Source organism: Butyrivibrio sp. WCE2006, assembly GCF_000701985.1.
Lineage (GTDB): Bacteria > Bacillota > Clostridia > Lachnospirales > Lachnospiraceae > Butyrivibrio.
Window position 1 is genome coordinate 425,218 of sequence record NZ_JNKH01000001.1, and the last position, 12,800, is coordinate 438,017.

Annotated in this window: 10 protein-coding genes; all 10 read right to left on the reverse strand. The window is 39.6% G+C overall.

All coding sequences use genetic code 11. The annotated features are described in order from the left end of the window. Positions 1 to 22: 22 nt before the first annotated feature. Positions 23 to 2,611 carry a homocysteine S-methyltransferase family protein gene (locus T501_RS01825; RefSeq protein ID WP_044912857.1) on the reverse strand — a complete coding sequence of 863 codons (2,589 nt, stop codon included), beginning with the start codon at positions 2,609 to 2,611 and terminating at the stop codon, positions 23 to 25. Between the two features lie 77 nt (positions 2,612 to 2,688). After that, positions 2,689 to 3,768 carry an acyltransferase family protein gene (locus tag T501_RS01830; RefSeq protein ID WP_044912858.1) on the reverse strand — a complete coding sequence of 360 codons (1,080 nt, stop codon included), beginning with the start codon at positions 3,766 to 3,768 and terminating at the stop codon, positions 2,689 to 2,691. Between the two features lie 22 nt (positions 3,769 to 3,790). After that, positions 3,791 to 4,216 (reverse strand): ATP synthase F1 subunit epsilon, encoded by a 426-nt coding sequence (gene atpC, locus T501_RS01835; protein WP_242832984.1) that lies wholly within the window; start codon positions 4,214 to 4,216, stop codon positions 3,791 to 3,793. Positions 4,217 to 4,315: 99 nt separating this feature from the next. Beyond that, positions 4,316 to 5,719 carry a F0F1 ATP synthase subunit beta gene (atpD, locus tag T501_RS01840; RefSeq protein WP_255347397.1) on the reverse strand — a complete coding sequence of 468 codons (1,404 nt, stop codon included), beginning with the start codon at positions 5,717 to 5,719 and terminating at the stop codon, positions 4,316 to 4,318. 26 nt (positions 5,720 to 5,745) lie between these two features. Further along, positions 5,746 to 6,681 carry an ATP synthase F1 subunit gamma gene (atpG, locus tag T501_RS01845; RefSeq protein WP_044912860.1) on the reverse strand — a complete coding sequence of 312 codons (936 nt, stop codon included), beginning with the start codon at positions 6,679 to 6,681 and terminating at the stop codon, positions 5,746 to 5,748. A gap of 11 nt (positions 6,682 to 6,692) precedes the next feature. Next, positions 6,693 to 8,492: a F0F1 ATP synthase subunit alpha gene (gene atpA / locus T501_RS01850; RefSeq protein ID WP_050008061.1), complete on the reverse strand. Its 1,800-nt coding sequence runs from the start codon at positions 8,490 to 8,492 to the stop codon at positions 6,693 to 6,695. A 24-nt stretch (positions 8,493 to 8,516) separates the two neighbouring features. Beyond that, positions 8,517 to 9,008 carry an ATP synthase F0 subunit B gene (locus T501_RS01855; protein WP_081843000.1) on the reverse strand — a complete coding sequence of 164 codons (492 nt, stop codon included), beginning with the start codon at positions 9,006 to 9,008 and terminating at the stop codon, positions 8,517 to 8,519. Positions 9,009 to 9,030: 22 nt separating this feature from the next. Next, positions 9,031 to 9,246 (reverse strand): ATP synthase F0 subunit C, encoded by a 216-nt coding sequence (atpE, locus tag T501_RS01860; protein ID WP_026510393.1) that lies wholly within the window; start codon positions 9,244 to 9,246, stop codon positions 9,031 to 9,033. A gap of 34 nt (positions 9,247 to 9,280) precedes the next feature. Continuing rightward, positions 9,281 to 9,970: a F0F1 ATP synthase subunit A gene (locus T501_RS01865; RefSeq protein ID WP_026510392.1), complete on the reverse strand. Its 690-nt coding sequence runs from the start codon at positions 9,968 to 9,970 to the stop codon at positions 9,281 to 9,283. A gap of 114 nt (positions 9,971 to 10,084) precedes the next feature. Continuing rightward, positions 10,085 to 12,748: an InlB B-repeat-containing protein gene (locus T501_RS01870; protein WP_044912863.1), complete on the reverse strand. Its 2,664-nt coding sequence runs from the start codon at positions 12,746 to 12,748 to the stop codon at positions 10,085 to 10,087. Positions 12,749 to 12,800: the final 52 nt, after the last annotated feature.

The window sequence follows — 12,800 nt, forward strand, 5'->3', positions numbered from 1 at the left end:
TATTCAAAATTCATTTTAAATCTTAAGCATTATCAATAATTTTCTTTACAACTCTCACGCAATTGGCGGCATCTGATGAATAACCGTCTGCACCGATTTCCCATGCATAATCCTCTGTAACAACAGCACCACCAATGATTATTTTTGATGGGCAGGATTTTTCTTTTGCAAGCTTAACTACATTTTTCATTTCCTGCATAGTTGTCGTCATAAGTGCAGAAAGAGCAATTATTTTTGCATTAGATTCTATAGCTGTATCAACGATTTTTGCACTTGGAACATCCTTTCCAAGATCGATTACATTAAAGCCGTGATTCTTAAGCATAAGTGCCACAAGATTCTTGCCTATGTCATGAATGTCGCCATGAACCGTAGCAATAACAATGGTTTCCTTCTCTTTATCATTGTCGCCGCCTGCTTCTTTAAGTAGCGGCTCAAGCTTTGCAATGCTGAGTTTCATTGCTTCTGCACTGGCAATAAGCTGAGGAAGGAAATATTTTCCTTTATCAAAAAGTTCACCCACTTCATTGATTGCAGGCATGAGAACTTCATTTAAAATAAGCTTAGGCTCGCACCCTCCATCTACAGCTTCCAGAGTGTCTTTTTCAATATTTCGTTTATTACCCTTTAAGACATCATTCCTTACTTTTATATACAGATTCGCTGTAGCCTCATCTGTCCCAAAAGGATTTACCGCATTCTCTTTAGCGGTATCTGATTTATTATCAGCTTTCACATCTGCATTTGCCTGTGAAGCTGTTTCTGCAGTATCTTCACTTTTAGCAACAAGCTTTTGTCCCTTTGGAACGCAAGCCACCTGCACATTCATGCCATCATAGCGGTCCATTCTTTCGATATAGCGAAGGTCAGCTTCTTCTTTATTTCGTAATAAATCTGACGCAAAAGCGCTGTTGACCAAAAGCTCCTGAGATGGATTGCAAATTGCCATGGTAAGACCATTTGCGATAGCCATGGTTAAAAATGCAGTGTTAATGAAAGCTCTCTGAGGAAGTCCAAATGAAATATTTGAAAGTCCGCATATAGTTGCAAGTCCGTTCTCCTTGCAATAACTAATAGTAGAAAGAGTCTCCAATGCAGCATTCTTATTGGCGCCAATTGTTGCAACCAGTCCGTCAACAACAATATCCTCTTTCCTAAGTCCAAGCTCGTAAGCTTTCTCGCAAAGAGTGTCTATAAATTCGTGCTTCTCATCAAGGCTACCCGGTAACCCTTTAGGACCAACAGGAAGCGCAATAAACATTGCACCATATTTCTTAGCCAGAGGAAGGAAACGCTCAGCCTTATCCTTCTCCAGGGATATAGAGTTCATCAAAGCTCGTCCCGGATATTTTCTAAGCGCCATTTCCATTGTGGCTTCATCACTTGTATCGATACAGAGCGGAAGTGAAGTCAAAGGAATAATCTCATCGAGAACATCACTCATCATCTGCTTTTCATCAATACCGCTCATTCCTACATTGACATCAAGAATTGCAGCGCCGTCCTCTTCCTGCTTGGATACAAAATCACAGACCATATCAAGCCTGCCTTCTCTAAGCTCAGCCTGAAGTTTCTTCTTTCCGGTGGGATTTATTCTCTCTCCAACAATCATGAATGGATCATCCAGTTTAAATGCCACATGCATTCTCTCACTGGTAAGGAAACGGATACCGTCCTGTTTTCTTGTAAAAGGCGTTCCATCGGGATATTCAAGGCTATCCTCTGTTACAGGATAATCCTTGTATTTTTCATGGATCCCTTTAATATACTCAGGCGATGTTCCGCAGCAACCTCCAATGATAGTTGCACCTGCCTTTATAAGCTTTTCCATCTCAGGAACAAATACACTGCACTCCATGTCATAGGCAGTTGATCCATCAGGTGTAACAACAGGTAGTCCTGCATTAGGCTTTGCTATGATCGGAATTGAAGTAACAGATGCCATATCAGCGATGATTTCCGCCATATTATCGGGACCCGTACCGCAATTGGCACCTACAGCAGCTGCGCCCAAAGACTCCATAACAATTGCCGCAGTTTTTGCATCCGTGCCAAAGAGTGTCCTTCCGTCTGCTTCAAAGGTAAGAGTAACCATTACTGCTATATCAGAAACTTCCTTTGCAGCAATAATTGCAGCCCTGCATTCCTGAAGGCTCATCATAGTCTCCACAACAAGAACATCACAGCCAGCCTTCACCAGAATTTTTATCTGTTCCTTATAGACATCTATGAGTTCTTCAAAATCAAGATCTCCCATTGGCTTAAGCTGTCTCCCGGTCATGGTAAGATCACCAGCTATCAGCGCCTTTGTACCTGCACTTTCCTTTGCTATGGCAACAAGCCTTGAGTTAATCTCTTCTATTCTGTCTTCCAGCCCAAAATTCTTAAGCTTTATTCTGTTACCGGTAAATGTAGGAGCATATAAGATATCACTTCCGGATTCTACATAACTCTTTTGAAGCTTCTTAATAATATCGGGATTATCCAGTATCCATTCCTCTGTACATGCACCTGCTGGTAATCCTTCTTTCATAAGGTTTGTGCCTGTTGCACCATCCAGAAACATCAATCCCTTGCTCTTAACTAATTCCCAAAAACTTTCTCTAGTCATACCTTAAACCTTCCAGCAATTATCAAATATAATTTATCAATAAATACATCATACTTTTAATATAAACAATATGCCAACTATTTTCTCAGATTCTTATCGTTTTTAATAGTGATAAATTTCACCTTATATATAAAAATCGAGATTAATATTGTAATGATAATTACTATTACAGGTCTTAAATACATAAAAATTGCACTTCCATAGAGTTCAGCATTCACCCTGTCAATGCACCATCCCAAAAGAGAGATTACAAGAACATGATAAAAATAGATATTTGAAGATAACTCCCTTCCAACAAATGCAAGACTTCTATGAACTATTGAAACTTCCTTATCAGAATCCTTTTTATCAGTATTACTGCAAGCTGCTATTAAAAGTCCTGTGACAATAAGAAGCGATCCAAAGTACACCTCAACGGATCCCCATTTTTTAAATTCCATGAGTGTAGAAAAAATACCGGTAATCGTAAGTACACTTCCTACGGTTAAAGGCTGCTTGAGCATTAAAGAAACATTATTGTTTTTTATATAATATCCAAGAAGTGTAAAAGGTATGCCTACAAAAAGCCAGTTTCTGATCGTATACCATACTGATACACTTATTCCAAAAGGTCTTATAGGATAATAAATCTGAAGGAATTCTCCGAAATATAAAAATCCAATCAATACTACACTTATTGGAAGTGCCCCTTTTTTCAAAAGCGGAGCAAAGATATAGCACAAACCGTAGACATATATAAGTGCAAATAAATACCACATATGATCAAATGCATACGTGAAGTCATATATAAATTTTCCGGAATTAAAAAGAATAAGTCTTGAAAACTCGAACAAGTTGAACTTCTCGTTAAACCACTCTAAAGCTCCGTACTTCACAGTCATGGCATATATAAATGAATAAACGGTATAAATAAGCCATACCTTGAACGTGATTGATACGGTTTTCTTTAGTTTTCTTAACAGATTACTTCTGATTGATCTTATATCAGAATCTTCATTTTTTACCAGGTAAACACCCGCGATAGCAAAAAACATCGGCACGCCGAAACGTGCCAATGCTTCACACAAGTCCCCAAAAACAGAGGGAAATTTACAATGTATAAGAATAATCAGTATACAGGCTATAGCTTTTAACTTATCAAAGGTTTGATTTCTCATCTGTTTTCCTTAAAAGTTATTTTTAATCTATTCCATAATCAGCAGAATGCTTTAATCTGCTTAAGGCCCTGGCCATAGCTGCCTGAGCTGTATAATATTCCTTAATTGAATTATTCTGGCGCATTTCTTCTTCAGCTCTCTCCAGCGCCCTTTGAGCTCTGTTACGGTCAATATCTTCCGGTCTCTCAACAGTATCAACAAGGACTATAACCCTGTTATTAGCAATCTGAGCAGAGCCAATACCAACTATTGCCTCTATTTTATCGCCTATCTCATCTCTAATGATCATTTTACCGTTATATATAGCAAGGACCATCTCCTCATGATCTGCAAGAATGGCAAACTCACCATCAACACAGGGTAAAATTATCTCTGATGCTCTATTGTCATAAAAGATACCGTTTATAGACATTACCTGTAAACGAAAAGTTTTCCTATCACCCTTCAATTCAATACTCCTCTATAAACGTCAGTTTATATCAAACTTATTCCTGTAGGATGCGAATACCATAAGCGCCCTAAAGACGTGCGCTTTGGTAACCATTTCTTACTCAGTATCACCTTCAAGCTTCTTTGCTTTCTGAATAACATCATCAATAGTACCGACGTTAAAGAAAGCGGCTTCAGGATAATTATCCATCTGTCCTTCGATAATCATTTTGAATCCTTTTATTGTTTCATTTAAAGGAACATATACTCCCTTAACGCCTGTGAAATTCTCAGCAACATGGAAAGGCTGTGAAAGGAATCTCTGTATTTTACGGGCACGATAAACTGTAAGCTTATCCTCTTCTCCAAGTTCATCCATACCAAGAATCGCAATGATATCCTGCAGCTCCTTATACTTCTGCAACATCTCCTGAACCTTGGTAGCTACATAATAGTGCTCTTCACCTACAACATCAGCCTCAAGGATTCGGCTTGATGATTCAAGGGGATCAACTGCAGGGTAAATACCCTGTTCAACAATCTTTCTTGAAAGAACGGTGGTTGCATCCAGATGCGCGAATGTAGTTGCAGGCGCAGGGTCAGTCAAATCATCTGCAGGTACATATACAGCCTGAACTGAAGTTACTGAACCTGTCTTGGTTGATGCAATTCTCTCCTGAAGCTGACCAAGATCAGTTGCCAGTGTCGGCTGATAACCTACGGCTGACGGCATACGTCCAAGAAGTGATGAAACCTCAGAACCTGCCTGGACAAATCTGAAAATATTATCAATAAACAAAAGCACATCCTGACGCTCTCTGTCACGGAAATACTCTGCCATTGTAAGTCCGGTCTCAGCAACTCTCATACGTGCTCCCGGAGGCTCATTCATCTGTCCGAACACAAGTGCAGTTTTCTCAATAACACCGGACTCTTTCATTTCTGTCCAAAGATCATTACCTTCTCTGGAACGCTCTCCTACACCTGTAAAAATAGAATATCCGCCATGCTCTGTAGCAATATTCTGAATAAGCTCCTGAATAAGTACAGTCTTTCCAACACCTGCACCGCCAAAAAGACCAATCTTACCGCCCTTTGCATAGGGAGCAAGAAGATCGATAACCTTTATTCCGGTCTCAAGTATTTCAGCAACAGGGCTCATATCCTCAAGCTTGGGAGGTTCTCTATGGATTGACCAGTGCTTCTCACCTTCAAGACTTGGCCCACCATCAATGGTATCGCCAAGTACATTGAACAGTCTTCCCAGATTTTTCCTTCCAACAGGCACACTAATAGGTCCGCCGGTCTGATACACCGGCATATCCTTGGCAAGGCCTTCGCTTGCAGTAAGCATAATGCATCTGACAACATTGTCGCCAATATGCTGAGCGACTTCCATTACGCCTTTCTTTTCGCCTATCTTTACTTTTAAGGAATCACTTATGTATGGCAGATTGCCGTTTTCAAATAAGACATCCACTACAGGTCCCATAACCTGTAAGATTTTACCTTCATTACTCACTTATCTGTCCTCTTATCATCAATTGATTACTTACCCGCCTGTTTCTTTTGTTTTGCAGCCTTGGCGCGTCTAAGTGCTTTTGCTCCACTTGCTACTTCAGTTATCTCCTGAGTTATTGCAGCCTGCCTCTGCCTGTTAAACTGCTTGGTAAGCTCACCTATCATGGAAGTAGCATTTTTATTAGCATTGTCCATGGCCATCATTCTCGAATTTTGTTCAGAACAAAAGGTTTCAACTAATGCACCGTAAATAAATCCGTTTATAAAATTCGGAACGATGTTATCCAAAATCGCTTTAGGACTCGGTTCAAAAATGAACTCCTCATTATAAGCATCTATAACACGATATCTGTTTCTGGCATTCTCAATAATATCGAGAGGAAGAATCTTCTCCATCTTAACTTCACTGGTAAGAGAATTCTTCATAGAAGTATAGACTACATATACCTCATCAATATTGCCGCTTGTATAGTCATCAAGAATAATGGTTGCAATGTCTCTGGATCTGTCCAGATTAGGATTCTGAGCAGTATATCTGAAATTCTCTTCAATTTTCAGTCCAAGACTTGTAAAATAATGCCTTCCGAATTCTCCAACGACATATAACTTATAATTCTGTAGATTATTATTATTTCTGATATGTTCCTCAGCAGTTTTTACAACATTGTGGTTAAATGCACCTGCCAGACCTTTATCTGAAGTGAGTACCAGATACCCTTTAGCTCTTGCATTAAAAGGTATATCATCAGTAGTTTTCAGGAAAATATCATCTACATCATCGGGAATATGTCTCGATACTCTGGCTATCATAGCCTGCAATGCATAGAAATAAGGCTCCGTATCAATCAGCTGCTTTTTAGCTTTTCGAAGCTTATTTGATGAGATCATATACATCGCATTTGTAATTTTCATCGTGTCGCGAATACTATTAATTCTGTCGCGAATCTCTTTTATATTTGCCACTGAAAATCACCTTAATCCAAAGTCAGTTTCTTTCTCTTTTTCTTTAGTTCATCTTTGAGTTTGTCATTATTAAGCTTCTCAAATTCATCAGCTGCGTCAAGGATTGCCTTCCTGGTACTATCAGAAAGATCCTGAGATTTAGTCAGATCCTCGATTATATCTTTTTTATTCTCTGCAAAATAATTAAGAAGCTTATCCTTATACTCTTTAACCTGTTTTACAGGTACATAATCAAGCTTGTTTCCGTTAGCACATACAAGAAGTATTACCTGCTCATACATAGCATAGGGTCTTCCGAGAGGCTGCTTAAGCAGTTCCATAAGTACACTTCCATGACGAAGCTGATTCTTTGTAGTTTCATCAAGATCTGAAGCAAACTGTGTGAACACAGCCATCTCTCTATACTGTGCAAGATCGATACGTATACTTCCTGCAGCTTTTTTCATTGCTTTAGTCTGCGCAGCGCTACCAACACGGGATACGGAAAGTCCTACATTTACTGCAGGTCTCATACCCTCAAAGAACAGATCAGACTCAAGGAAAATCTGTCCATCCGTAATTGATATAACATTTGTCGGGATGTACGCAGAAACATCACCTGCCTGGGTCTCGATAATAGGAAGCGCTGTTATTGAGCCACCTCCTAAATCACTTGAAAGCTTACTTGATCTTTCAAGAAGTCTTGAATGCAGATAGAAAACATCTCCGGGATATGCCTCACGTCCGGGAGATCTTTCAAGAAGTAGTGACAGTGCTCTGTATGCTACTGCATGCTTTGACAAATCATCATAAATGATAAGTACATCCTTACCCATCAACATGAAATACTCAGCCATTGCAGTTCCTGCGTATGGCGCAATATATTGAAGAGGTGCACTGTCTGAAGCCGTGGAAGCAACAATTATTGAATACTCCATTGCCCCTGCTTCCTTAAGTGTATTAATGAGCTTGGCAATTGTACTTGCCTTCTGACCGATGGCTACATAGATACAGATAACATCCTTGCCCTTTTGATTAAGAATCGCATCCATAGCAATAGATGTTTTTCCGGTCTGTCTGTCACCAATGATAAGTTCACGCTGTCCACGACCAATCGGGAACATCGTATCTATAGACAATATGCCTGTCTCCATGGGTTCATTTACAGAGCGTCTCTCAACGATTCCGGGAGCCGGTTCTTCAACAGGTCTGTAAACATCTGTCTTTATTTCTTCTCTGCCATCTACAGGATTACCGAGTGCATCTACAACTCTTCCTATAAATGCTTCACCTACAGGGATTCCTGCCTGTTTATAGGTTCTTACACAGCGGCTTCCCTGACGGATTCCTTCATCACTGCCAAACAGGATAATACCAATATGGTCTTCTCTGATATCCTGCACCATGCCCTTGGTTCCATCTTCAAATCGAACAATCTCACCATAAAATGCATGGTCAATACCAACTACATTGGCAATACCATCTCCGACCCAGATTGTCCTTCCGACTTCTTTACCTTCAGCCTTAAGGTCAAAATTATTCACCCTGTCTCTGATAATAGATACAAGGTTCTCGGCACTGGTATTTTGTCTCTTCTTTGTTAACTCAATGAGCTCTTTGAGCTGTCTGGTACGACCTTCATCACTCCAATCGTACTCAAAATTACCATAGTTAACAATAAATCCGCCACTTACCTTCGGATCATGGATAATCTCAAGCTCAAGGCCCGGATTGTTAAACTTCTTTGCAAGAGCTTCCTTAATCTGCGCAGCCTGCCCTTCTGAAGGAGCAACTGATGAGTAACGAAGTCTTGCCTTATTCTCGTTTATCATAAATATCCAATCCTTTGATATAATTTATTCGCTCTTCTCAATAGCCTCGAAGATGAACTTATTATAAAGTTCTTTATCAGACTCTTCGTCATGCTTGGAAACGGCAATCTTGTTTGCTGCATGCACAACAAGATCGGTAAGCTCAGAAACATAAGCATCCTTCTCACGCTGAGCTTCAATCTGAGCATTATGCTTAGCTTCTGTTATAATCTGTTCAGCTTTCTGCTTTGCATCAGTTATAATGCGATCATATTCGTCATATCCATCCTTTTTGGACTGAGCTATAAGATCTTCACATTCTTTTCCTGCATCATTAAGCTTTTGAACATAACTTTCCTTTAATGATTCAGCTTCCTTCTCCTTGCGGTGAGCCTCATCAGTCGCATGATCGATCTCTTCTCTTCTTAACTGAAGAATCGCATCAACTCTTTTAAATAAAAATAATCTGAATACCACATACAGAATCAATAAGTTGATCACTGTCCATACGACATTCATAAATGTGACACTTAACACGGTACTTCTCCTCCCAAAAATATCACGTAAACAGAATCATGATTGCTACAACGAAACCGTAAATAGCTGTTGCCTCTGCCAAAGCGCAACCAAGAAGCAGGAGCTTCATAATCTTACCATCAGCCTCAGGCTGACGCGCAACCGCATCAACTGCCTTAGCTGTAGCGACACCAATTCCGATACCTGCTCCAAGTCCTGTGAAAGCTGCAATTCCTGCACCAAGTGCTGTTAAACTCATAAAAAAACCTCCGTTTCATGTTATTATTTTCAATTTATTCAATCGCCTCTTTTATATAGAGGGATGTAAGAAACACAAATACATATGCCTGAATAAGGCCGTCAAAAATATCAAAATATAAGCTGAATGCAGCGGGTACAACAACCGGAACTACCATTTTAAGAAGCTCCATAATTACTGTAGCGCCTATAACATTACCAAAAAGTCGCATACAAAGAGATAACGGTCTGATGGCAAGCTCCAATATATTCATAGGTGTTACTATAGCCATGGGCTGTGAAAAGCCTTTAAGCCACTTGCCAAAGCCCTTCTGTATTATACCGGCTGCTTCTACCAGTACAATACTGGTAATTGCGAGTCCTGCCGTGACATTTAAATCCATAGTCGCAGGAGTAAGACCGAACAGTCCAACCAGATTCGATGCTCCTATAAATACAAGGACTACTGCCATAAAGTCTCTGTACATATAGCCCTCTTCACCAAGCATTCCTCCGGTGATGCCTCGAAGTCCGTCAACAATCGTCTCCGCTATAAGCTGCCTTGTTCCTATATCATGAACCTTCATATTGCTGGTCAAAAACAATATGACTACTGCCAGAACAGCTATAACCCCCCAGGTTACTACAACCGACTTATTAATATCAAAAAAGCCGTTCATAAAGTCAAAGTGTATAAGCACCTTATCCTCTAATAACAGCTCTTTTAACAATCCTCCAATGTCCATAATCAATACCGTCCCAAAAATCTTAATTTATTAAACAGTTTTATTATACTTCCGGCAAGGAATTTTCACAATGAGAAAATCCCCTGCCAAATAATATAATCTCATATAAAAAATCTACTTAAAGCAAGACCTGTTAAGCTTTTTAAATTTAAACTCTGCTTTAGAAGCTCCCGCTTTTTTAAACATTTTTCTTGCTTTGTTAAAAGTTTTTTTATCTTTACATATGATGGTGAATTTTGCATTAGCTTTTATGCCTTTAAAACTGTTTTTAGCTACTGTTCTTAGATTGTCTGCATAAACTGTTATCTTAGACAGATTTTTACATCCGGAAAAAGATGCCTTTCCAATCTTTGATATGTTTCTTCCTAGTTTTACAGACTTAAGCTTTTTGCAGTTTTTGTAAGCTTTACTGCCTATCTCTGTTATCCTGAAATTGCTTTTTCCAAATAAAAGTTCATCACCAATAATCAGATTCTTAACTTTCTTGTTAGTACACTGGAAAACGATAGCATTGTTCTCTGAAGAGATAAACATACTCTCATTTTTCTCGAAAACAAGTCTGTCCTTTGGAAGCTCCTCAACAGCTTCCATTATCTGATCAGATGAAATCACTTTATCTGCTACAACAGACTCTGTTGTTACACTTTCCCGGCTATTAGACGCGTCACCATCTGTATCTTGTTTATCAGCATTTATAGTCTGTCCATTCTCGGTGACTACTGAATTATCCGAAATTCTGTGTTCATCATTTTCTGTAATGTCAGAATTCTCAGTATTAGAGTAAGGCCCTCCACCTATATCATTTATTCCGGTATCTTCGTTATTTTCCGGTATATCTACTTCCTCTGACTCATCATTAATATTTCCTGACTCATTCTCTGATGGCATCGGATTTTTTTCTGGTATCTCAGGATTTCCGGGTTGTTCAGGATTCTTTGTTGGTATCGGCTCCCCGGGTGGTTTCGGATTCTCTGAAGGCACAGTGGTTTCTGTATTACCCGGATTTTCTGAGGGCTTAGGGTTCTCTGTGTGTTCAGGATTTTCTTCTGTTGGATCAGGCTTTTCTGGTGTATCCTGATTCACCGCAGGTTCAGGGGCTTCTTCCGTTGGATCAGGCTTTTCTGGCGGATCCGGATTAACCACTGGTTCAGGGTCTTCTTCTGAAGGATCAGGGTTCTCTGGCGGATCCGGTTTTTCAATTGGCTCCGAATCATCTTCAGGCGCTTTAGTTTTTTCGTTCCAGTGTGCATAGAGGATTACATCATCATCATAAAAAATATAAGTGTCTTCTGTTATCTCCTGTCCTTCAGTCTGATCAGTAAACCATCCTGCAAATTCATATCCTTCTCTGACTACATCATTTGGCAAAACACCGTACTTATCACCGGTATTTCTTGTTATTGCTCCCACCTCTCCTGTTCCGCCATTTAGATCAAAGCTGACATTACATTCTCTAACAGGATTATCTATGATGCATTCCGCATATATACCGCCTTCCATAGATGCAGTGATTTTTGCCTTTCCAAATCCCACAACTTTATAGCTGCAGCCTTCCTCACCAAGGTCTTCTATCGATACTATCTGATTATCAGAGCTGAACCAGGATACATTTTTATCATTTGCATCAGAAGGTATGATTTTATAACCGATTTTGCCTGACTGACCGTATTTTGCACTTATAGATGTATCCGAAAGCTCAATACCAGTCACAGGAATAACCTCCGGCTGCATGCTTTCTTTCAGGATTTTCTTTACATTTGCAAAGGAATACTGCGTCCCCGTTGCCTTGGGCATATCCGCAAAGGTAACCCTTCTTATCCTCATTGTATCGGCTTTTATCGTTTTATTATCAACCACGTATTGCTTTTTATAATTTCTGAATTCGTCAGTGGTCAGGTTGTAGTATAAATGGTGTATTTCAAACAGAAGTGTTTCAGAATAATTTGCTTTTATAGTCGGATCATTCCAGGTCGGATCAACCTCATACCATTCTCCATCGATGCAAACGATATTCCAGGCATGATTTCCCTGATTACCTGATTTCGTGTAACCGGCTATTATCATTGTATCGATATTTAGTTTTTTCAAAAGATATGACAGAGCGCCGGCGTATCCGTCACAAACAGATGTCTTGTTTATAAGGCTCCCATATGCTGTATGAGACAAATGGTAAGTGGTATTGTCTACTTCACTTGAATAATCATACTCGATTTCATCTATAAGCTTATCATGTACAGCGAGTTCCTTCAGCACATCGCTTTTAGCATTTTGTATCTCGGGATCTGACAAAAATACGTCACATGCCTGCTCGAATTCTTTTTCCATCATATTGAATCTGGCCTGGTTATATCCCTTAACCATAGACTTTAACGCTATATAAAAATCGTATCCGGTTCTTCCGCTTTTTTCATTTTTATTTTCCAGATAAAAAACATTTACACTGCATAAAGTAAGCTGAACAAGCTCCGGATGATCAAATCGCACGGCTCTTGTTACAACCTGAAACTGACTATTGTTAAAGGGCATAGATGGTGAATCCATATCCTCAGCAAACAAATGAAAGTAAGGCAATGAAAAGCCCGGCACAGCTTCAAAGTCATAAACATGCGTACTGGCCTGAAGTATTGCCCTATACATACTCTGTTCCATATCGCTCAGATATCTATAATGAGGTCCTGTTGAAAGCTCAGGAGTAACAGCAAACAAGCCGTAAGGAGGTTCAGCATCTGCTTCAGGGAGTTCTGCTTTAATAAGCTCAGGAAAAGGAACATCCGGCATATCATCTGTCGGATAACGGATATCAAGCGTACTGTTTGTGGCAGCTTTTACC

Bases quoted from the DNA above. Each gene is read 5' to 3' on its own strand.
- T501_RS01825 (WP_044912857.1), bottom strand. From the start codon at position 2,611: ATGACTAGAGAAAGTTTTTGGGAATTAGTTAAGAGCAAGGGATTGATG.
- T501_RS01830 (WP_044912858.1), bottom strand. From the start codon at position 3,768: ATGAGAAATCAAACCTTTGATAAGTTAAAAGCTATAGCCTGTATACTG.
- atpA (WP_050008061.1), bottom strand. From the start codon at position 8,492: ATGATAAACGAGAATAAGGCAAGACTTCGTTACTCATCAGTTGCTCCT.
- atpE (WP_026510393.1), bottom strand. From the start codon at position 9,246: ATGAGTTTAACAGCACTTGGTGCAGGAATTGCAGCTTTCACAGGACTT.
- T501_RS01865 (WP_026510392.1), bottom strand. From the start codon at position 9,970: ATGGACATTGGAGGATTGTTAAAAGAGCTGTTATTAGAGGATAAGGTG.
- T501_RS01870 (WP_044912863.1), bottom strand. From the start codon at position 12,748: ATGCCGGATGTTCCTTTTCCTGAGCTTATTAAAGCAGAACTCCCTGAA.